Annotated in this window: 20 protein-coding genes; 11 read left to right on the forward strand and 9 right to left on the reverse strand. The window is 58.8% G+C overall.

The annotated features are described in order from the left end of the window. Positions 1-5: 5 nt before the first annotated feature. From EGT36_RS04955 to tsaD, 3 genes are read right to left on the reverse strand one after another with little or no spacing between them, the layout of a single operon-like run. On the reverse strand, positions 6-299 hold the full coding sequence (locus EGT36_RS04955; protein WP_004443827.1) for a YciI-like protein: 294 nt from the start codon (positions 297-299) through the stop codon (positions 6-8). 17 nt (positions 300-316) lie between these two features. Then, complete coding sequence (locus tag EGT36_RS04960) at positions 317-1,300, reverse strand: NAD(P)H-dependent glycerol-3-phosphate dehydrogenase (protein WP_037090216.1); 984 nt, start codon at positions 1,298-1,300, stop codon at positions 317-319. Continuing rightward, positions 1,300-2,397: a tRNA (adenosine(37)-N6)-threonylcarbamoyltransferase complex transferase subunit TsaD gene (tsaD, locus tag EGT36_RS04965; RefSeq protein ID WP_037090213.1), complete on the reverse strand. Its 1,098-nt coding sequence runs from the start codon at positions 2,395-2,397 to the stop codon at positions 1,300-1,302. The genes EGT36_RS04960 and tsaD overlap by 1 nt, the downstream gene beginning before the upstream one ends. Before the next feature lie 73 nt (positions 2,398-2,470). On the opposite strand from tsaD, the gene hemC reads away from it, so the two are divergent. The 6 genes from hemC to EGT36_RS04995 all read left to right on the forward strand — a co-directional run bounded on the left by hemC (position 2,471) and on the right by EGT36_RS04995 (position 8,509). Further along, positions 2,471-3,400 carry a hydroxymethylbilane synthase gene (hemC, locus tag EGT36_RS04970; protein ID WP_037090211.1) on the forward strand — a complete coding sequence of 310 codons (930 nt, stop codon included), beginning with the start codon at positions 2,471-2,473 and terminating at the stop codon, positions 3,398-3,400. A 4-nt stretch (positions 3,401-3,404) separates the two neighbouring features. Continuing rightward, positions 3,405-4,145: a uroporphyrinogen-III synthase gene (locus tag EGT36_RS04975; protein ID WP_037090209.1), complete on the forward strand. Its 741-nt coding sequence runs from the start codon at positions 3,405-3,407 to the stop codon at positions 4,143-4,145. Between the two features lie 73 nt (positions 4,146-4,218). Beyond that, a complete protein-coding gene (locus tag EGT36_RS04980; RefSeq protein WP_037090207.1) occupies positions 4,219-5,664 on the forward strand; it encodes a COG4223 family protein in 1,446 nt (481 codons plus the stop codon). 4 nt (positions 5,665-5,668) lie between these two features. Beyond that, positions 5,669-7,285 (forward strand): heme biosynthesis protein HemY, encoded by a 1,617-nt coding sequence (locus EGT36_RS04985; RefSeq protein ID WP_035207929.1) that lies wholly within the window; start codon positions 5,669-5,671, stop codon positions 7,283-7,285. Positions 7,286-7,299: 14 nt separating this feature from the next. Continuing rightward, complete coding sequence (locus tag EGT36_RS04990) at positions 7,300-7,788, forward strand: tellurite resistance TerB family protein (RefSeq protein WP_004443844.1); 489 nt, start codon at positions 7,300-7,302, stop codon at positions 7,786-7,788. Further along, positions 7,778-8,509 carry a glutamine amidotransferase gene (locus EGT36_RS04995; RefSeq protein WP_035207930.1) on the forward strand — a complete coding sequence of 244 codons (732 nt, stop codon included), beginning with the start codon at positions 7,778-7,780 and terminating at the stop codon, positions 8,507-8,509. Before EGT36_RS04990 ends, EGT36_RS04995 begins: the two co-directional genes overlap by 11 nt. 115 nt (positions 8,510-8,624) lie before the next feature. On the opposite strand, the gene EGT36_RS05000 is transcribed toward EGT36_RS04995, so the two are convergent. After that, on the reverse strand, positions 8,625-9,857 hold the full coding sequence (locus tag EGT36_RS05000) for an MFS transporter (RefSeq protein WP_004443847.1): 1,233 nt from the start codon (positions 9,855-9,857) through the stop codon (positions 8,625-8,627). A 244-nt stretch (positions 9,858-10,101) separates the two neighbouring features. Here EGT36_RS05000 and EGT36_RS30425 point away from each other — a divergent pair, with 244 nt between their 5' ends. Next, entirely contained in the window at positions 10,102-10,392 is a 291-nt protein-coding gene (locus EGT36_RS30425; protein WP_004443850.1) for a YggT family protein, read from the forward strand. Continuing rightward, the gene (locus EGT36_RS30430; protein WP_037090205.1) at positions 10,389-10,694 is read left to right on the forward strand and encodes a DUF167 domain-containing protein; all 306 of its coding nucleotides are present in this window, start codon (positions 10,389-10,391) and stop codon (positions 10,692-10,694) included. Before EGT36_RS30425 ends, EGT36_RS30430 begins: the two co-directional genes overlap by 4 nt. A gap of 6 nt (positions 10,695-10,700) precedes the next feature. On the opposite strand, the gene ppa is transcribed toward EGT36_RS30430, so the two are convergent. From ppa to EGT36_RS05025, 4 genes are all read right to left on the reverse strand, one after another. Further along, entirely contained in the window at positions 10,701-11,234 is a 534-nt protein-coding gene (gene ppa, locus EGT36_RS05010) for an inorganic diphosphatase (RefSeq protein WP_004443856.1), read from the reverse strand. 157 nt (positions 11,235-11,391) lie between these two features. Then, the gene (locus EGT36_RS05015; protein WP_004443858.1) at positions 11,392-11,898 is read right to left on the reverse strand and encodes a GNAT family N-acetyltransferase; all 507 of its coding nucleotides are present in this window, start codon (positions 11,896-11,898) and stop codon (positions 11,392-11,394) included. Positions 11,899-12,107: 209 nt separating this feature from the next. After that, a complete protein-coding gene (gene typA / locus EGT36_RS05020) occupies positions 12,108-13,931 on the reverse strand; it encodes a translational GTPase TypA (RefSeq protein ID WP_004443860.1) in 1,824 nt (607 codons plus the stop codon). Positions 13,932-14,081: 150 nt separating this feature from the next. Beyond that, positions 14,082-16,142 (reverse strand): M3 family metallopeptidase, encoded by a 2,061-nt coding sequence (locus EGT36_RS05025; protein WP_037090202.1) that lies wholly within the window; start codon positions 16,140-16,142, stop codon positions 14,082-14,084. 171 nt (positions 16,143-16,313) lie between these two features. On the opposite strand from EGT36_RS05025, the gene EGT36_RS05030 reads away from it, so the two are divergent. The 3 genes from EGT36_RS05030 (at position 16,314) to EGT36_RS05040 (ending at position 18,533) form a co-directional block, all read left to right on the forward strand. After that, positions 16,314-16,739: a hypothetical protein gene (locus EGT36_RS05030; RefSeq protein ID WP_037090200.1), complete on the forward strand. Its 426-nt coding sequence runs from the start codon at positions 16,314-16,316 to the stop codon at positions 16,737-16,739. A gap of 133 nt (positions 16,740-16,872) precedes the next feature. Further along, positions 16,873-17,331: a MarR family winged helix-turn-helix transcriptional regulator gene (locus tag EGT36_RS05035; RefSeq protein ID WP_006698248.1), complete on the forward strand. Its 459-nt coding sequence runs from the start codon at positions 16,873-16,875 to the stop codon at positions 17,329-17,331. A 5-nt stretch (positions 17,332-17,336) separates the two neighbouring features. Further along, on the forward strand, positions 17,337-18,533 hold the full coding sequence (locus EGT36_RS05040; protein WP_004443867.1) for a multidrug effflux MFS transporter: 1,197 nt from the start codon (positions 17,337-17,339) through the stop codon (positions 18,531-18,533). Positions 18,534-18,586: 53 nt separating this feature from the next. Here EGT36_RS05040 and EGT36_RS05045 read toward each other — a convergent pair whose 3' ends face one another. Then, a complete protein-coding gene (locus tag EGT36_RS05045; protein WP_004443869.1) occupies positions 18,587-19,810 on the reverse strand; it encodes an argininosuccinate synthase in 1,224 nt (407 codons plus the stop codon). Between the last annotated feature and the right edge of the window lie 115 nt (positions 19,811-19,925).

Raw genomic sequence — 19,925 nt, forward strand, 5'->3', positions numbered from 1 at the left:
CCCGCTCAAGCTCCCGGATTGTTGAAGACCCAGTTATAGGGCTTCACGTCCACGCTTTCGAACAGGCCAGCCTTTGCATAGGGATCGGCTTCGGCAAGAGCCTTGGCCGCATCGATATCGGCGGCTTCCACGATGACGAGGCTGCCATTCGGCTTGCCTTCGGCATCGAGAAAAGGCCCGGCGATCTTCAGCGTGCCCTCGGAATTGAGCCTGTTTAGATGCTCCAGATGCGCCGGGCGCGTTTCCATGCGCACGTTCAGGTGGCCGGGCTTGTCCTTGCAGATAAAAGCGAACAGCATTTTCGTCTCCTTATGCCTTATTCGGTTGTGATGGGCCGTGTCATCAATTGTTGCATGGCGCTCGCCACATCCAGATTTCCGTCGATGATAGCGGCCACCGCTTCGGTAACCGGCATGTCCACGGTGTGACTTTCTCCCAGCCGGGCGGCGACGGCAGCCGCAAAGGCACCCTCTACCAGCCCGCCGGACATGTCCTTGCCGTTACCGCGGCCAAGCGCGATGCCGAAACGCAGGTTGCGCGACTGGTGGCTGGTGGCGGTCAGCACCAGATCGCCAAGACCGGAGAGGCCGCGTACCGTATCGGCCTTGCCGCCCATGGCAACGATGAGACGCGACATTTCGGCAAGCCCGCGCGATATCAGCGCCGCCCGGGCGGAATCACCAAGGCCCGCGCCTTCAACGATGCCGGCGGCAATGGCGAGGATATTTTTGAGTGCGCCACCAAGCTGCACGCCGATGCGGTCTGTCGAGGCATAAAGCCGGAAGGTCTTGCCGGAAATCGTGGTCGCAAGCCGCTCGGCTATTGTTGCATCTTCCGCCGCAATCGCCATGGCCGTCGGTAGACCTCGCGCAATATCGGCCGCGAAGCCCGGACCGGAGAGAACCGCGATCGGATGACGGGGCAATTCCGCTTCCAGAAGTTCCGTGAGCAGCCGACCGGAACTCCGGTCGATACCCTTCGCGCAGGTAACGACGATCGAGTCATTAGCCAGATAAGGACCATAATGACGAGCCGCATCGGCATGAGCCTGCGAAGGCATCGCAAAGAGGACGATGCCGGCACTGGTCAGAACATCCGGCTCGGCGGAAAATTCAAGCACATCCGGCAGTTCGACTCCAGGCAGCATCGCCTCATGTACGCGGTCGCTCCTGAGGTCGGCCATCAGGGATGGATCGCGGCCGAGCAGGATCACGTCGTGCCGGTTTTCCAGCGCGATGACGACGGCAAGCGCAGTTCCGAAGGCGCCGGCGCCGATGACGACGATTTTCTCCCGCTGCATCAGGCCTTGGCTCCCCTTTTACCGAAACCGATCAATGTCTCCGCACTGCCGTCGAGCGGCCAGCGCGAGCGCGGCGGGATTTCCAGCGGATCGGCTTCTCGGCCGTCGGCCATTCGCTCCAGCCCGGCCCATGCGATCATGGCCGCATTATCGGTGCAGAGCCGGTGCGGCGGCGCAACGAAACGAAAGCCATGGGTATCGCAAAGCGACTGCAGCGTCTGGCGGATTTGCTGATTGGCCGCAACGCCGCCTGCGACGACCAGGGCAGGCTGGGTTTCCATATGCGGAAACTCCTGCTTGAAACGGGCAAGACCACGGCCAATCCGGTCCTTGAGTGTGCGTGAGACCGCTTTCTGGAACGATGCGCAGATATCGGCAATGTCCTGCTCGGACAGCGGCGCGATCGCGGTCGCCGCCTGCCGTACCGCCGTTTTCAAGCCGGAAAAGGAAAAATCGAGCCTGGTCTCGCCGACCATTGGACGAGGAAGCGGAAAGCGGTCGGGATCGCCCTTTGCCGCCGCCTTCTCAACCGCAGGCCCCCCGGGATAGGGCAGGCCGAGAAGTTTCGCGGTCTTGTCGAAGGCCTCGCCGAGCGCATCATCGATGGTGGTGCCCCAGCGCTCATAATCGCCAACGCCACGCACCAGCACCAGCTGCGTATGGCCACCGGACACGAGCAGCATCAGATAGGGAAAAGATAGACCATCGGTGAGGCGCGCCGTCAGTGCATGTCCTTCCAGATGGTTGATCGCATAAAGCGGCTTGCCTGCTGCTTTTGCGATGGCCTTGCCCGTCATCAGGCCCACCAGCAGGCCGCCGATCAGCCCGGGGCCGGAGGTGGCAGCAACGGCATCGACGTCGGCAAGGGTCACGCCTGCCTGCTCCAGCGCTTCTTCCACGAGCGTATCCAGCGCCTCGACATGGGCCCGTGCGGCAATTTCCGGCACCACACCGCCATAGGCGCTGTGTTCCTCGAGCTGCGACAAAACGACGTCGGAGACGATCTCGCCGCGCCCATCCGCATGCCGAACCACAATGGATGCAGCGGTTTCGTCACAGCTTGTCTCTATGCCGAGGATACGAAGAAAGGGGGTCATCACATCTGTTCGTTCATTGCGATCATGCGCGGAGTTGGTCTAAGACAACTCCGGTAACAATGGATAGACGCGGATGCAAACAAAACCTTTCCGAATCGGCACGCGCGGCAGCCCGCTGGCGCTCGCGCAGGCTTATGAGACGCGCAACCGGCTGATGGCGGCGCATGGTCTGCCGGAAGACATGTTCGAAATTGTCGTGCTATCCACCAAGGGCGACAGGATAACCGATCGCGCCTTGTCCGAAATCGGCGGCAAGGGCCTGTTCACCGAAGAGCTTGAACGCCAGCTCCTGTCAGGCGAACTCGATATGGCCGTGCATTCCTCAAAGGACATGCCGACCGTTTTGCCGCAAGGCCTTTATCTGTCCGCCTTCCTGCCGCGTGAAGACATACGCGACGCCTTCATCGGCCGCACCGCGCCGAAGCTGCTCGAACTGCCGCATGGCGCCGTGGTCGGCTCCGCGTCCCTGCGTCGCCAGGCGCTGATCCGTCGCCTGCGGCCGGATCTGAGCGTGATCATTTTTCGCGGTCAGGTCGATACGAGGCTGCGTAAGCTGGAGGAAGGCCAGGCGGACGCGACACTTCTTGCCCTTGCCGGCCTGAAGCGGCTCGGAAAGGACAATGTTCCGACGGAAATTCTTGACCCGAAGGAATTCCCTCCTGCTCCAGCCCAAGGCGCAATCGGCGTGGAAAGCCGCATCGGCGATACGCGCATGGACGAACTGCTCGCGCCCATAAACGACAGGCCCACTCATGATTCAGTGAGCTGTGAGCGCGCCTTTCTGGCGGCGCTTGACGGCTCCTGCCGCACGCCGATTGCCGGTTATGCCACCTGTGACGGCGAGGAACTGCATTTTTACGGCCTCATCCTCACCCCCGATGGCCAGACGAGCCATGGCATCGAAATCTCTGGCAACCGCAGGGATGCGGCGAGACTGGGCCAACAGGCCGGCGAAGAGGTACGCGCCAAGGCAGGCAGCAGTTTCTTCGAAGGCTGGGGCTGAGCCAATGCGGATCGTCGTCACCCGGCCGCAGCGTTCGGGCGAAAGGACGGCCGCAAAACTCGAAGCGCTCGGCCACACGCCGGCGCTACTGCCGCTGTTCTATCCCGTCCATCATCACGAGCGCGCCATCTCGGCGCTGTCGCACCCAATGGCGGCCATCGCCGTGACCAGCGCAGAGGCTTTGCGGGCACTGGAGACATCACTAGACCGGCTGGTTCCCAATCTGTCAAAACCGCTGTTCGCCGTCGGAAGGGCAACGGCTGAAGCGGCGGAAAAAATCGGTTTCAAACACATTCTCACCGCTTCCGGCGACGCCGTAAGTCTGAACGCGCTGATGACTGAACGCGCGGCCCTGTTTTCCGAGAAAGAACCCCTGCTTTATCTCGCCGGTCGACCCCGTGGCGCCGTCTTCGAGGAAGGCCTTGCCGCCGCCGGCATTGCCTTCAAAACGGTCGACTGTTACGAGATGCTGCCCTGCGACGTTCCTGAAACTGTGCTCGAAACGGCCCTGGTGAAAAACGCGGCGGATGTGGTCCTGCTTTATTCATCGGAAGCGGCGCGGGCATTTTTCCGTCATGTATCGACGGAAAAATACGAAAAGGCGTTGGCGAGAACACAATTCATCTGCATCAGCCGCAACGTGTTTTCTCTCGTTCCGGAAATCTTCCGCGTCAACGCGGTTGCTGCCAAAGAGCCGAGCGAGGCTGCAATGTTTGAACTTCTGCACCGCAACTCTGGAACCTAATTCGAGCTCGCCTCTTTCCTTTGCCGCCGTCACTGACTAGGTTTAGAGTACTGCAGGCAGAAATGAGGTTGTCATGGTATCGGGAAAGCCGCCACGCCACTCCAAGTCCAAAGCCGAACCGGTCACGATCGACCTGGACGCCAAAGACGTGAAAGCAGTTTCCGCCGACGTGGATGCCGCCGAGACCGACAAAAAGCCCGGTGACAAAACCCCGGAGACCGCGGCGGATTCCGCAGTTTCGGATATCAGATCGGAAGCAACCGCAACAGGCAATGCCGCACCGATATGGGATCAGCCAAAGAGACCCCCTCTCGAGCCCGAGCCCAATGTCGGGAAAGCGGACGCCGTGGCGGCGACACCGAAGGCGGAGAACCTGGATAACGGACAGAAAGCGCCTGTCACGCCCTCCCCCGCTCCGGCTCAAACCGATACTAAATCTTCGACAGGCACCGCCCAGACGAGCGCTGCCGCTGCTGCAACAGCAAAGCCTGCCTCCGGATCCACAGCCTCCACCAGCGCATCCGGCGGCGCCACCACGGCAAAGCCTTCGACCGCGACCTCGTCCTCAGGACCGGCAAAGCCCTCCATACCGCAGCGGGTCGATAGCAAACAGGCGGCAACGTCCGGCCTGATCGCGGCAGGCATCGTCGGCGGCCTTGTGGCGCTCGCCGCCGCCGGCAGCATGCAATATGCAGGCATCGTGCCCTCCTTTAATGCAGGCAAGGCGGGAAGCGAGGAAATCGCTGCCCTTAAAACCGATCTGGACAGCTTGCGCCAGCAGCTTGCCAATGCGCCAGCCTCCGACACCTCGGCGCTGGAACAGCGCATCGCAACCCTTGAAGGCGTGAAGGGGGAGGCCTCGCAGGTCGATGGGCTGTCAGAGAAAATCACCGCCCTCGAAGCGGCTCTCCAGTCGGAACGGTCTGCGCAGACTTCGGCGACAGCGGAACTGACACGCCGTCTCGCTGATGCTGAAGCCAAGATCAACGAGCCGCGCGACGATATCGAAGTCGCCCGCGCTATAGCATCGGCCGCGCTGAAGGCCGCGATCGATCGCGGTGGACCGTTCCTGACGGAACTCGATACCCTGTCCAAGGTAACGCCCGACGATCCGGCCATCGCATCGCTGCAATCCTTCGCCGCAACCGGCGTACCATCACGCTCGGAGCTGATGCAGAAGTTCCCCGATGTCGCCAATGCGATGCTCTCAGCCATAAACCAGCCTGACCCCAATCAGGGCATCATGGAACGCCTGACCGAAAGCGCCTTTTCGCTGGTGAAGGTGCGACCCGTCGGAAACATCGAAGGCGAAACCCCCGAAGCCAGGATCGCACGCATGGAAAACAAGCTGCGCAATGGCGATCTTCAGGGCGCAGCACTTGAGTGGAACGGTCTTCCGGATGCCGCCAAGACGGCATCCGCCGATTACAAGAAATCTCTGGATGCGCGCGTCGAGGTCGAAAATCTGGTGGGCGGCACGTTGAACCGCGCCATCACTAGCACCGGCAGGCAGGGGTAAGGGCATGACCAGAATTCTGACTTTCGCCGTTATCGTTCTGGCCCTCGGTTTCGGTTTCTCCTGGCTGGCTGACAGGCCGGGCGTCCTTTCCATCGTCTGGCAAGGTCAGCTGATCGAAATGAGCCTGATGGTCGCAGCCTCCATCATCGCGGCGCTCATCGCTGCTGCCATGTTGCTCTGGTGGATCGTCAACGCCGTATGGACTTCGCCTAATGCCGCCCGTCGTTATTTCCGCGCGCGCAAGCGCGACCGCGGTTATCAGGCGCTCTCCACTGGCCTCATCGCCGCTGGCGCTGGTAATGCCATTCTTGCACGGAAGATGACGGCCCGCACGCAGGGACTACTGAGTGCCGATCAGGAGCCGCTGATTCACCTGCTCGATGCACAGGCCGATCTCATCGAAGGCAAATATGATGAGGCGCGCCGTAAGTTCGAGGCCATGGCGCGTGATCCCGAAACGCGTGAACTCGGCCTTCGCGGCCTCTATATCGAGGCACGTCGTCAGGGCGCTTACGAAGCCGCCCAGCAATATGCCGAGGACGCCGCGGAAAAAGCACCCTATCTGCCATGGGCGGCACAGGCGACGTTGGAAAACCGATGCCGCAATGGGCAGTGGGACGATGCCATCCGTCTGCTTGATCAGCAGAAGGCGGCCAGCGTCATCGAACGCGGCGAGGCGGAGCGGCTGAAAGCCGTGCTTCTCACTGCCAAGGCCGGCGAGAAACTGGAAAGCGACCCGGTAGGTGCGCGCGAGGACGCGAAGCACGCTCTCAAGCTTGCAAAAGGCCTCGTCCCGGCAGCGCTTATCGCGGCAAAGTCCTACCTGCGCGAAGACAATCTGCGCAAGGCCGCCGCGATTCTTGAACCCGTCTGGAAAAACGATCCGCATCCGCAGATCGCCGAACTTTACGTACGCGCCCGCAGCGGCGATACCGCCATCGACCGGCTGAAGCGGGCAGAGCGGCTTGAAAGTCTGAAGCCCAACAACATCGAATCCCTGTTTGCAGTGGCGCAGGCGGCGCTCGACGCCAAGGAATTCGCCAAGGCCCGGACGAAGGCCGAGGCCGCCGCCCGGATCGAGCCGCGCGAAAGCATCTTCCTCTTGATGGCTGATATCGAGGAGGCCGAAACCGGCGATCAGGGCCGTGTGCGCTACTGGATGGCGCAGGCACTGCGCGCGCCGCGTGATCCGGCATGGGTCGCCGACGGTATCGTCTCTGAAAAATGGCTGCCGGTCTCGCCTGTCACGGGTCGTCTCGATGCCTTCGAATGGAAAGCGCCTTTCGGGCAGCTGGAAGGCCCTGTTGAAGATCTGACAATCGAAAACGCGATTGCCGCAGCACCCGCAAGGACCGAACCGACGGTAAAGACTGTCGTCGTGGAAACCGCGCCCGAGACCCGTGCGGAGCCAAAGCAGGCTTCGGCTGAGCCCATAGAGGTAAAACCGAGTGTTTCGGCTCCGACGGAGAAAAAGCCCGTCACGATCGAAGCGCCGGTGGAAACCGAAGCGGCGAATGAAAAGGCCGAAGCAGTGCCCTTTTTCGGCGGTGCGCCAGATGATCCGGGTGTGAAGAAATCCGGCGCGGAAGCCGAACCCAAGACACGGCTCAAACTCTTCTGACGAGCAGGCTATCGATGTTCCAGCAAATACAGTCGTTTATTCAGAACCTCGTCGGCCCGCAGGCAGGTGATTTCAGTCCCGATGATCTGAGGGTGGCGGTAGCCGCCCTCTGTTTCCAGGTCATGGAAGCCGATGGCACCATCTCGAAAAGCGAGCGTGATCGTCTTCGCGAAATTCTGCATGAATATTATCATCTCGACGGCGGCAAGCTTGATGCCCTGCTCGCCGCCGGCCAGGAGGCCGGCAAGGAAGCCGTCGATTATTACCGCTTTACCACCGATATCCGTCGCCACCTGGATGAAGATCAGCGCGTGGAGCTTATTGGCATATTATGGGATATTGTTTACGCTGACGGCGAACGAAGCGAGATGGAAGACCATGTGATCTGGCGTGTCGCGGATCTGCTGGGTGTTTCCGTGCGCGACAGGGTCCTGCAACGTCAGCAGGCCGCCACGAGGTCCGGACCCGCTGAAGAAAGCGAAAACGAAGACGATGCTGTTTGACCCCTCCAGGCAACAGAAACAACAACCTTCGCTGCTCATCGTCCTGCATCAGGAACGCTCCACGCCCGGTCGCGTCGGCCAGATGCTGGTGGAAAAAGGGTATCGTCTGGATGTAAGGCGTCCCGCGCTCGGCGATGACCTGCCGCAGACGCTGGAAAAACACGCCGGAGCCATCATTTTCGGCGGCCCGATGAGCGCCAATGATCCGCATGATTATGTCAAAGCCGAAATCGACTGGCTGAAAGTGCCGCTGAAGGAAAACAAGCCTTTTCTCGGCATCTGTCTCGGTGCGCAGATGTTGTCCAAACATTTGGGCGGCAGGGTGGAAGCCGACAGGGACGGCAAGGTGGAGATTGGCTGGTATCCGCTCCATGCCACCGAACATGGGCGGCTTCTGATGCCGCACTGGCCGAAGATGGTCTATCACTTCCATCGCGAAGGCTTTGAGCTGCCGCGTGGAGCCGAACTTCTGGCATCGGGCGAAACCTACCCCAACCAGGCCTATCGATATGGAAAAAATGCCTGGGGCCTGCAGTTTCACGCCGAACTGACCCGTGCCATGATGCATAGCTGGGTGGTGCGCGGCGCGCAGCGTTTCGGCATGCCCAATGCCCAGGTGGGCAGCCAGCATCTGGAAGGCCGCATGCTGTTTGATACGCCGCTCAGGGCATGGCTCAGCAATTTTCTCGATCTGGTTTTTGAGGGCAAGGCGCAGCGCTAGAGCATTTCCGGTAAAGATGCGCTGCGGCTTTACGTCCGGAAAATCCGTGAAAACAAAAAGTTGGATCGTTTTTGCGCTTCGAAGAAAAGCCAAGACGATCTGAGACCCATCGCTGTCAGTGCGGCGCGTCGAGATTGTCGATCTTGCGCAGCTTGGAAAAGCCGAGCGCCCAGATGACCGCCACGGCGAGCGTGCCAGCCCCGCCGATGACAACGGCTGGAACGGCACCCACAACATGAGCCATGGTGCCGGCACGAAACTCACCCAGTTCGTTCGATGCGCCGACGAAGACCATGTTCACCGCGTTCACACGCCCGCGTACCTCATCCGGTGTCCAAAGCGCGATCAACGTTTCTCGCACATAAACCGATACCATGTCCGATGCGCCCATGACTACCAACGCGGCGATGGACAGCCACGCGGTTTGCGAAAGTCCGAAGACCACGGTTGAAACGCCGAAAAGGCCAACGCCAGCGAACATCAGCAGGCCGGCATGGTGACGAATGGGCTTGAATGCCAGAATAACGGCGACGGTGATGGCGCCGATACCGGGCGCCGCGCGCAGAAGCCCGAGGCCCCACGGGCCGAGCGTCAGCACTTCCTTGGCAAAGATCGGCATCAATGCAACCGCGCCACCCAGCAACACCGCGAAGAGATCGAGCGATATTGCACCGAGGACGATCTTTTCCTGCGAGATGAATTTAAACCCGGCGAGCATGGTTTCGAGGCTGATCGCCTTTGCCGGGCCGCGTTGTTCCGGCTTGCGGATCGCCACCGCAAGTCCTGCGGAGACGATAAAGAGCACGAGCGCCACACTGTAGGCAACGGAGGCGCCGAGACCATAAAGCAGGCCGCCGGCAACGGGACCGAGAATGGAGGCCATCTGCCAGGAAGAAGAATTCCAGGCGATGGCGTTCGGCAAATCCTCCACCGGCACGAGATTGGGCGCCAGCGACTGGACCGCCGGTCCCATGAAAGCGCGCTCTATGCCGAAGACGACAAGAATGGCAAAGACCGGCCAAGGGGAAAAGCTGTGCGTGAGTGTCAGCGCCAGAAGAGCGACGGCACAGAGCGCCGCAACCATCAGGCATATGGCCATAATACGCCGGCGATTGTGACGGTCGGCAACCGTTCCCGTAACAAGGATCAAAAGAAGGGACGGCAGAAACTGGAAAAGACCGATCAGGCCGAGATAAAAGGCATTGCCGGTCACTTCATACATTTGCCACCCAACCGAAACACTGACGATCTGTATGGCAAAGGCCGAAAAAAACCGGGCGCTGAAGAAACGTCGATAGGATGAATGCCGGAATGCACCGAAACGGTTTTCGGCAGAAGGAAGAGACATCGGCTGGGTGCTCGCGAAGAAAATGTGTGATGGCAATAAATCGATATGACAGGAATCACCAGCCCTCACCATCGCGATCGCGCAAAGTGTGAGCGGTTTTTGCGTGAAATCCTGCCGCCCGGTTATGAGTTAGACCACGATCACAGCAGGTGGATCTAACCGGTGATGATTACGATTCGGCGCAACACTTGCCGGTTCAGCGACGAATGTCTAAATGTCTTGCAACCAAGATACGGAGATATTGATGCTTGCCCTGTTTCAGACCATCGATCTGGCCTTGAACCTCTATACCTGGGTGCTGATTGGCAGCGCCATTTTTTCATGGCTTTACGCCTTCAACGTCATCAATTCCCGCAACCAGTTCGTGAACGCCATCGGCAGCTTTCTGTTCAATGTCACGGAACCGGTTCTGCGCCCCATCCGTCGCGTTCTGCCCAATCTCGGTGGCATCGACATTTCGCCGATCATCGTGCTCCTGATCATCTTCTTCATCCGCTCCTTCATGTGGAACACGCTGTACCCGATGTTCGCGTGAACGGCTGCTGGCAAAAACACGGTGATCATATCCGGCTCTCCGTTCGCCTCACGCCGAATGGCGGGCGGGACGCGATTGATGGAGTCGAGCTCGATGCGGACGGAAACGCACAGCTAAAGGCCCGGGTCAGCGCCGTGCCGGAAGGCGGTAAGGCGAACAAGGCCCTAACTGTTTTGCTGGCAAAGAAACTTGGCGTACCCAAAACCGCCATCAGCTTCGTTTCGGGCGAAACAGCGCGCAAAAAAATCCTCCGGATCGACACCGACCCGGAGGATTTTGAAGACCGATTGAAAAAGCTTTAGACCAGATCAGCCCTGCGCCTTGTAGCGCTCGATGGCTTCGACGATCAGCTTCTTGGCAACGTCAACATCCTGCCAGCCGCCCATCTTCACCCACTTGCCGGGCTCCAGATCCTTGTAGTGCTCGAAGAAGTGCTCGATCTGCTTCAGCGTGATTTCCGGAAGATCGGTGTAATTATTGACCTTGTCGTAACGACGGGTCAGTTTCGGAACCGGAACCGCCAGAATCTTCTCGTCCTTGCCGCCATCATCTTCCATTATCATCACGCCGATGGGACGAACATTGATGACGCAGCCCGGTACCAGCGGGCGGGTGTTGCAGATGAGAACGTCGATCGGATCGCCATCGTCGGACAGGGTGTGCGGTACGAAACCATAGTTACCCGGATAGGTCATCGGCGTGTAGAGGAAGCGATCAACGATCAGCGCACCGGCATCCTTGTCCATCTCGTACTTGATCGGGTGTCCACCGACCGGCACTTCAACGATAACATTAACGTCTTCCGGCGGATTTTTGCCTACGGAAATTGCATCGATACGCATTCGCTTCCCTCATTCGACGGGTTGGATTTGGTTTTCGATACTGGGAAAGTCTGCGCATTGCAACACGGCTGTGGGCATATAAGGCATAATGGATAAATTGGGTGCCAGCGATGTGGTCACGACCGGACACTAAACGACAATCCCGGAATTTGCGCCGTCAATTCCAGACGAAACCGACCTTGCGAAGTGATTTGCCACCGAAATCTTCCATGCCTTCGGCAATGTCGCGCCCGCCATGCGAGCGGAAAAAGCGATTGGCTACATCGCTGTCCTCAAGGCACCAGACGACAATACCGTTGCAGCCAAGCGAGGTCAGCAACCGTCGCGCTTCCGTGAAAAGCAGTGATCCGAGGCCGATGCCCTGATATTCCGGACGGAGATAGAGTTCGTAAATTTCGCCGTCATGCGGCAGTCCGCGCGCCCGGCTGAGGCCCAGCGTCGCGTAGCCGGCAACAACGCCCGCCACTTCAACCACCAGCATGGTTGCTGAACCCTTGGTTGCCTTTTTCCACCAGATTTCGCCACGGCGCTCGAGCATCTGCGTCAACGGCCGATGCGGGATAAGCCCGGCATAGGCCTGTTGCCACGACAGACGGTGCGCCTCGGATATGGCGCGCGCATCTTGCGGTTCAGCACGGCGAACATCGATGGATAACGTTTTCATAACGCGATTCTGGCCCCGGCCACGGAAACTTACCAGTCATAAAGGTTAACGCCGGCAAGCTTACCCACAGCCTATTCATGTGGACGACCAGAAAAAATTAACGCATCCTTAACCTTTGGCAAAGCGCCTTTCGACTCATGCACACATAAAAAAGAATGCATAAAAAAACCCGGCGCAAGGCCGGGTTTTCGAAAGAGGGATCGAACCGATCAGCTGGCAGCAAGCTTTGCCTTTTCGAAACGCTTGCGGTCATTCGGATCGAGATAGAGCTTGCGAAGACGGATCGACTTCGGCGTGACTTCAACGAGTTCGTCATCCTGAATCCAGGAAAGCGCGCGCTCCAGCGTGAACTTGATCGGGGGGGTGAGCTTCACGGCTTCATCCTTGCCGGCGGCGCGGATGTTGGTGAGCTTCTTGCCCTTCAGCACGTTCACGTCGAGGTCGTTGTCACGGCTGTGAATGCCGATGATCATGCCTGCATAAACCTTCTCACCTGCATCGATGATCATCGGGCCGCGATCTTCGAGGTTGAACAGAGCATAGGCAACAGCTTCGCCCGACTCGTTCGACAGCAGAACGCCGTTGACGCGACCGCCGATCTCGCCCTTGTAAGGCTGGTAGTCGTGGAACAGGCGGTTCATGACGGCCGTACCGCGCGTGTCGGTCAGGAGTTCCGACTGGTAACCGATCAGACCACGGGTCGGCGCGAAGAACACCAGACGGACGCGGTTGCCGCCGGAGGGGCGAAGCTCGACCATTTCGGCCTTGCGCTCGGACATCTTCTGCACGACGACGCCGGAATGCTCCTCATCCACGTCGATGACAACTTCTTCGACCGGCTCCATCAGCTGGCCGTTCTCATCCTTGTGCATGACGACGCGCGGACGCGAAACGGCAAGCTCAAAACCTTCGCGGCGCATATTTTCGATCAGAACCGCCAGCTGCAATTCGCCACGGCCAGATACGAAGAAGGAATCCTTGTCGGCGGATTCTTCGATCTTCAGCGCAACGTTACCTTCGGCCTCCTTGAACAGACGGTCGCGGATGACGCGGCTCGTCACCTTGTCGCCTTCGGTGCCGGCGAGCGGCGAATCGTTGACGATGAAGGACATGGTAACGGTTGGCGGATCGATCGGCTGCGCCTGCATCGGCTCCATGACGGCCGGGTCACAGAACGTGTCGGCGACGGTGCCCTTGGAGAGACCTGCGATGGCAACGATGTCGCCTGCATGGGCTTCTTCGATCGAGGTGCGCTCGATGCCACGGAAAGCAAGAATCTTGGAGATGCGGCCGTTTTCAATCAGCTTGCCATCCTGGCCGAGAACCTTGACCGCCTGGTTCGGCTTGATCGAACCGGAAGCGATACGGCCGGTGATGATGCGGCCGAGGAAGTTGTTGGCTTCGAGGATCGTGCCGATCATGCGGAACGGACCTTCTTCGACCTTGGGCTCCGGCACGTGCTTGACGACGAGATCGAGAAGCGGCGCAAGACCTTCATCAGTCGGGCCTTCCGGATTGACGTTCATCCAGCCGGAACGGCCCGAGCCGTAGAGGATCGGGAAGTCGAGTTGCTCGTCGGTTGCATCCAGAGCCGCGAAAAGGTCGAAGACTTCGTTGACGACTTCCTCATGGCGGGCATCCGGACGGTCGATCTTGTTGATGGCGACGATCGGGCGAAGGCCGACCTTCAGCGCCTTGCCAACCACGAACTTCGTCTGCGGCATAGGGCCTTCGGCAGCGTCAACGAGAACGATCGCGCCATCCACCATTGACAGGATACGCTCGACTTCACCGCCGAAGTCGGCGTGACCGGGGGTGTCGACGATGTTGATGCGGGTATCTTTCCACTCGATCGAGGTCGCCTTGGCGAGAATGGTGATGCCGCGCTCTTTTTCGATGTCGTTGGAATCCATCACGCGTTCCATCACGCGCTGGTTTTCACGGAACGAACCGGATTGCTTCAGAAGCTCGTCAACAAGCGTCGTTTTTCCATGGTCAACGTGCGCGATGATCGCGATGTTGCGAAGTGCCATTGTTCAAAATCTCTGAGGTTGGGCGCTATATTGATGAGAAACGCCAATTTAGTTTGGCGCGCTCATAACCTTTTTTTTGCAAATGCGAAAGGGGGGCTCATGTCATAAGCCCCCTGCGCTCAGCTTCTAGCTCAGAAATATGACAGTCTCTTATAGGAGACCGCGCTTCGAAAGCATCGCGTCCGGGCTCGGCATCTTGCCGCGGAAGGCGAGATAGGCTTCCTCGGGATCCACGGAACCACCGACGGAGTAGATGTTGTCCTTCAGCCGCCGCGCCATATCGCTATCGAAGGCATTGCCGGTTTCCTCGAAGGCGGAAAAGGCATCGGCATCCAGCACTTCCGACCACATGTAAGAATAATATCCAGCGGAATAACCGTCGCCGGAGAAAACGTGCTGAAAATGCGGTGTCGCATGGCGCATGACGATGGATTCAGGCATGTCGAGCGTTGAAAGAACCTCACCCTGCACGGCCATCGGGTCGTCGACGCTGTCGCGCGTATGGAACGCCATGTCGACAATCGCCGAAGAGGTAAACTCCACCGTGCTGAAGCCGGCATTGAAGGTCTGTGCAGCCAGAACCTTGTCCAGCAGCGCCTTCGGCATTGCGGCACCGGTTTCGTAATGCAGGGCATATTTTTCCAGGATTTCCGGCACAGTCAGCCAGTGTTCGTAAAGCTGCGAGGGCAATTCGACGAAATCGCGCGATACGCCCGTTCCCGACACCGAGGGGTAGGTGACATCGGACAACATGCCATGCAACGCGTGGCCGAATTCGTGGAAGAGTGTACGCGCATCGTCAAGCGAAAGAAGCGCGGGCTTACCTTCGGCCGGTTTGGCGAAGTTGCAGACATTATAAATAATCGGGATTTCTCCAACCGTACCATTTTTCAGCGGCAACTTGTGCTGCGATTGGAACGAACTCATCCATGCGCCTGATCGCTTTGAGGGCCGCGCGAAATAATCGCCGAGGAACATGGCCTTCAGATCGCCCTGGTCGTCGCGGATCTCGAAAACCCGGACGTCCGGGTGATAGGCGGCGACACCCTTGACCTCGACGGCACGAATTCCAAACAGCCGCCCGGCCACATCGAAGCAGGCTTCAATGATCTTTTCCAGCTGCAGATAAGGTTTCAGTTCCGCCTCGGAGAAATTGAATTTCTGAGCGCGGAGCTTTTCGGCGTAATGTCGCCAGTCCCATGGCAGAACGTCGTGGTTTTTGCCCTCCGCGGCGATGATGGCGGCAAGCTCAGCCTCCTCCTCACCCGCGCGGCGAACGGCCTTTTCCCAGACCTGCCCCAGAAGGCCGTTCACGGCATCGGGCGTCTTTGCCATCGTGTCGTCAAGCTTATAGGCGGCGAAATTCGCATAACCGAGAAGCTTCGCCTTCTCCTCTCGCAGTTCAAGCGTGCGGCGGACGATCTCTCGATTGTCGGTCTCGCCGCCGTTTTCACCGCGCGCCACCCATGCCCTGAAGGCCTGTTCACGCAGGTCTCGACGTTCGGAAAATGTCAGGAAGGGCTCGATGATGGAACGGGAAAGGGTGACGGCGAACATGCCATCCTCGCCATGCTCACGGGCCGCACCCGCCATTGCGTCGCGCAGAAAACCGGGAATGCCGGCAAGTTCCTCTTCCGTGGAAAGCAAGAGCTTCCAGTTCTTTTCATCCGCCAGTACATTCTGCCCGAACTTTGCACCGAGACCGGCCAGCTCCTCATTGATCACCGCCAGCCGCTCCTGCCGGTCTTTCGGCAATTTCGCGCCGGAGCGCACGAAACCCTTCCAGTGCCGTTCGAGAACACGGTTTTCCTCACCCGTCAGCCCAAGTGTCTCGCGTTTTTCCCACAAGGTATCGATGCGCTTGAACAGAGCCGCGTTCATGCCGATTTTAGAATAGTGCCGCGACATTTTCGGAGCAATCTCCCGCTCCAGCGCCTGGATCACGCCATTGGTGTTCGCTCCTGCCCTGTTCCAGAACAGCGCCGAAATGCGTGAAAGATCGTCACCCGCGACCTCAAGCCCAGTTACAGTGTTTACAAATGTCGGCGCCTCGACATTGGCTGCGATCGCATCGATCTCCTGCTCATGGGAACCAAGTGCGGCGTCAAAGGCCGGAGCGAAATCCTCATCCCTGACTGAATCGAATTTTGGCAGACCATTGTGACCGTTCCAGTGAACGAGTGCGGGATAAAGCGCGGTCTCAGATGGCATTTCATGTTCCTCGTACAATTCCGGTTTAGCCATATGGGCACGCCGCCGCCGCCAATTCAATATCGGAATTTGGTGTGGAATACGCACTCGCCTTCATTTCCAAGTATTGACCGATATGACGACATCATGGTCTGCTTCTTTAAATAATATCCCATGACGGAGATATGTATTATGGAGATTTATTCTTTAAGGGCCTCTAATAATTTCCTTTTCAGGGACAATTCCAGAAACGCAAGATCCGTGGGCATTGCCGATTTCGGCAAGGCCGGAAAATCCGATGCAGCCTCAGGCTTTGAAGAGACGGTAAGAGGGATAGATTTTACCCGCATCAGCCCGCGCGACCTGCGCGAAATCGCCCGAGATTATTACCATGCGGGAAAAATCAGCCAGGACACCCTTTTTGAACTTTCGTCCGAACTTCCGGCACAAACCCTTAGTGCCAGCGGTGAGGTCATCGACATAGCTGATGTGACCGAGGACACGGAATTCGACTTCCTGACCTATTTTTCCGACCGAGCTGAAATTGCCCGTTCCATCGGCACCGCAGACGAGGTTGAAAAAATGCAGGACGTTCTGTCTTTTTTTGCTTTGGCGTGACGGTCCTAGACCGGGTTGCGGGATACCTTGCGATCGAAGTGACATATAGTTTACTCGATTTTCGGTAATATGATTTGTGTACCATTGATTATCGCCTGGATTTTAGTAAGGCTGACTTACGAAAAGGCGAAGCATGGGCACGAAACGCGAAAAAGATTCATTGGCATTTTTGCTGAACAGCGGTGCACGCCTGCTGAACAGTGCTTTTGAGCGCCGTATATCCGAGGCCGGACTGGGCCTGACCCCCGGCGAGGCGCGCGCGCTGCTGACGGTCGCTGTCGTTGACGGCAGCAAACAGTCGGACATCGCCGCTCGCCTCGGAATAGAACCCATGACGATCTGCGCCTATCTTGATAAGTTGCAGTCCCTCGATCTCATCGAGCGGCAGCAGGACCCGCAGGACAGACGCTCCAAGCGTATTGTGCTGACCAAATCCTCAGCCGACATGCTGGAAGCCGTGCGGCAGGAAATAGATGAACTCGTCCGCCACGCCACCCAGGGCCTGAATGACGAGGAGGTGGCGCTGTTCCGCCACTTTCTGCAAACCCTTCGTGACAATCTGCAGCCGGAACAACCGGGGCAGAACGGCTGATCACCATGTCGCCAAAACCGATCATGTCCACGAAACGCACGGCGATGCTTGGTGCGTTTTTGACGGCGCTTGCGCCCATATCCATGGCGATTTACACACCCGCCATGCCGGAACTGACGCGGGTTTTTGCCACTGACCAGTCCGCCGTCAAGCTCAGCCTGTCCCTCTATTTTGCCGGGTTCGCGCTGGCGCAACTGCTCGCCGGGCCGGCATCGGATGCCTTCGGTCGGCGAAAGGCAAGCATCGTCTTCCTCCTGATCTTTCTGGGCGGCGGCCTGGTGGCCATTTCCGCGCCGACGATCGAAGTGCTGCTTTTCGCCCGGCTGGTTCAGGGCATCGGTGCTTCGGTCGGTATGACGGTGGCGCGTGCCGTGGTGCGCGACCAGTTTACCGGCGCCGAAGCCTCCAGCATCATGAATCTCATTGGTATCATGCTGGCGGTCGGCCCTGCTCTCGGACCGACGATCGGTGGACTTTCACTCGCGGCTTTCGGCTGGAAATCCGTGTTTTTTCTGATGGTCGGGCTCGGAGCCATCGCCATTTTATCCGTCGTGATTTTTTTGCGGGAAACAACGGTTCCGGACAGGAGCCTCATCCGGCCGAGGCGGCTCCTGTCGGCCTATGGCACGCTGCTCAGCGCGCCACGTTTCCTTCTGGCTGCACTGGTGCTCGGTGGTTCCATCGGCGCGCTTTATGCGCAGGCCACCATGCTGACTTTCATCCTTATCAACGAGGTCGGCATGACACCCACCGCCTTCGGCATCGGCATGCTGATGCAGACAGGCGCCTACTTCTTCGGCTCGATTGCCCTGCGTTACATCGCGCCCCGACTGGGAGACCGGCGCTCGGTCGTGATCGGCCTCTGTTTTTCCGGAACCGGCGGCCTCCTTATTTTATTGTCAGTTTTCCTGATGCCGCCATCGTTCCTTTCGATCATGGGGCCCGTTGCAGTCGCGACTGTCGGCATCGCCCTGCTGACCCCTTCGATGGTGACAGCAGCGCTTGCGCCCTTCCCGCATATCGCCGGTTCGGCATCGGCCATGATGGGATTTATCCAGATGGGATCGGGCTTCGCCGGCGGTGCTGCAGCCTCCCTCATCGGTTCACCTTTGACAGGCTTCGGCGTCATCATTCCCATGATGGAATTCACGGCCGTTGCCAGCTACATCGGCTTCCGCATTGTCTCCAGAAGAGCGACATGAAAAACCCGCCGGTGTCACCACCAGCGGGTTTCGTTATTTTTTCAAGAACAGAATTACTTGCTGAGATTGCGCTTTGCCAACGTGCGAAGACGCAGCGCATTGAGCTTGATGAAGCCTGCCGCATCCTTCTGGTCATAAGCGCCGTGGTCGTCCTCAAAGGTCACCAGCGCGTCGGAGTAGAGCGACTTGGCACTCTCGCGGCCGGTTACCATGACGTTGCCCTTATAGAGCTTCAGCGTGACTTCGCCTTCCACATGCTCCTGGCTCTTGTCGATCAGGGCCTGCAGCATTTCGCGCTCCGGCGAGAACCAGAAGCCGTAATAGATCAACTCGGCGTAGCGCGGCATCAGCTCGTCCTTCAGATGCGCAGCACCCCGGTCGAGCGTGATGGACTCGATGGCGCGATGCGCGGCAAGAAGGATGGTACCGCCGGGCGTTTCGTAAACGCCGCGCGACTTCATGCCGACGAAGCGATTCTCGACCAGATCGAGACGGCCGATGCCGTTTTCGCGGCCATAATTGTTGAGCGTGGCAAGAAGCGTCGCAGGCGACATCTCGACACCATTGATCGAGCAGGCATCACCCTTTCGGAAACCAACCTTGATGACGGTTGCCTTGTCGGGAGCGGCTTCCGGGGAGATCGTGCGCATATGCACATATTCAGGAGCTTCCACCGCCGGGTCTTCCAGAACCTTGCCCTCGGAAGAGGAGTGCAGCAGGTTGGCGTCGACGGAGAACGGCGCTTCGCCCTTCTTGTCCTTGGCAACCGGAATCTGGTGCTGTTCGGCAAAGTTCAGGAGGTCGGTACGGCTCTTGAACGTCCAGTCGCGCCACGGGGCGATGATCTTGATGTCAGGGTTCAGTGCATAGGCCGAAAGCTCGAAACGGACCTGGTCGTTGCCTTTGCCGGTCGCACCATGGGCGATGGCGTCGGCGCCGGTCTTCCTGGCGATTTCGATCAGGTGCTTGGAAATCAGCGGCCGGGCAATGGAGGTGCCGAGCAGATAGACGCCTTCGTAGACGGCGTTGGCGCGGAACATCGGAAACACGAAATCGCGCACGAACTCTTCACGGACGTCCTCGATGAAAATTTCCTTGATGCCCAGCATCTCGGCCTTCTTGCGTGCCGGCTCAAGCTCTTCGCCCTGGCCGAGATCGGCGGTGAAGGTAACGACCTCAGCGCCGAGTTCCGTCTGAAGCCATTTCAGAATGATCGAGGTGTCGAGGCCGCCGGAATAGGCGAGAACGACTTTCTTAACGTCTTTCGGGAGTGCCATAGTGATGTCCATCTGCATGATGACGGCATCGGGACACCGCCATTTCCTTGGGATTTCGGCACTTTTACAGTGCAACCCGAAATGTGTGAAGCGCTTTTCCGTGAGATAAGCGACA

The sequence above is a fragment of the Agrobacterium sp. FDAARGOS_525 genome (genome assembly GCF_003938925.1).
GTDB classification, from domain to species: domain Bacteria; phylum Pseudomonadota; class Alphaproteobacteria; order Rhizobiales; family Rhizobiaceae; genus Agrobacterium; species Agrobacterium pusense.

What these genes read in the sequence shown, in the direction of transcription:
- EGT36_RS04955 (WP_004443827.1), bottom strand. Translation starts at nt 299, where the DNA reads ATGCTGTTCGCTTTTATCTGCAAGGACAAGCCCGGCCACCTGAACGTG.
- EGT36_RS04960 (WP_037090216.1), bottom strand. Translation starts at nt 1,300, where the DNA reads ATGCAGCGGGAGAAAATCGTCGTCATCGGCGCCGGCGCCTTCGGAACT.
- tsaD (WP_037090213.1), bottom strand. Translation starts at nt 2,397, where the DNA reads ATGACCCCCTTTCTTCGTATCCTCGGCATAGAGACAAGCTGTGACGAA.
- hemC (WP_037090211.1), top strand. Translation starts at nt 2,471, where the DNA reads ATGCAAACAAAACCTTTCCGAATCGGCACGCGCGGCAGCCCGCTGGCG.
- EGT36_RS04975 (WP_037090209.1), top strand. Translation starts at nt 3,405, where the DNA reads ATGCGGATCGTCGTCACCCGGCCGCAGCGTTCGGGCGAAAGGACGGCC.
- EGT36_RS04980 (WP_037090207.1), top strand. Translation starts at nt 4,219, where the DNA reads ATGGTATCGGGAAAGCCGCCACGCCACTCCAAGTCCAAAGCCGAACCG.
- EGT36_RS04985 (WP_035207929.1), top strand. Translation starts at nt 5,669, where the DNA reads ATGACCAGAATTCTGACTTTCGCCGTTATCGTTCTGGCCCTCGGTTTC.
- EGT36_RS04990 (WP_004443844.1), top strand. Translation starts at nt 7,300, where the DNA reads ATGTTCCAGCAAATACAGTCGTTTATTCAGAACCTCGTCGGCCCGCAG.
- EGT36_RS04995 (WP_035207930.1), top strand. Translation starts at nt 7,778, where the DNA reads ATGCTGTTTGACCCCTCCAGGCAACAGAAACAACAACCTTCGCTGCTC.
- EGT36_RS05000 (WP_004443847.1), bottom strand. Translation starts at nt 9,857, where the DNA reads ATGTCTCTTCCTTCTGCCGAAAACCGTTTCGGTGCATTCCGGCATTCA.
- EGT36_RS30425 (WP_004443850.1), top strand. Translation starts at nt 10,102, where the DNA reads ATGCTTGCCCTGTTTCAGACCATCGATCTGGCCTTGAACCTCTATACC.
- ppa (WP_004443856.1), bottom strand. Translation starts at nt 11,234, where the DNA reads ATGCGTATCGATGCAATTTCCGTAGGCAAAAATCCGCCGGAAGACGTT.
- EGT36_RS05015 (WP_004443858.1), bottom strand. Translation starts at nt 11,898, where the DNA reads ATGAAAACGTTATCCATCGATGTTCGCCGTGCTGAACCGCAAGATGCG.
- typA (WP_004443860.1), bottom strand. Translation starts at nt 13,931, where the DNA reads ATGGCACTTCGCAACATCGCGATCATCGCGCACGTTGACCATGGAAAA.
- EGT36_RS05025 (WP_037090202.1), bottom strand. Translation starts at nt 16,142, where the DNA reads ATGCCATCTGAGACCGCGCTTTATCCCGCACTCGTTCACTGGAACGGT.
- EGT36_RS05030 (WP_037090200.1), top strand. Translation starts at nt 16,314, where the DNA reads ATGGAGATTTATTCTTTAAGGGCCTCTAATAATTTCCTTTTCAGGGAC.
- EGT36_RS05035 (WP_006698248.1), top strand. Translation starts at nt 16,873, where the DNA reads ATGGGCACGAAACGCGAAAAAGATTCATTGGCATTTTTGCTGAACAGC.
- EGT36_RS05040 (WP_004443867.1), top strand. Translation starts at nt 17,337, where the DNA reads ATGTCGCCAAAACCGATCATGTCCACGAAACGCACGGCGATGCTTGGT.
- EGT36_RS05045 (WP_004443869.1), bottom strand. Translation starts at nt 19,810, where the DNA reads ATGGCACTCCCGAAAGACGTTAAGAAAGTCGTTCTCGCCTATTCCGGC.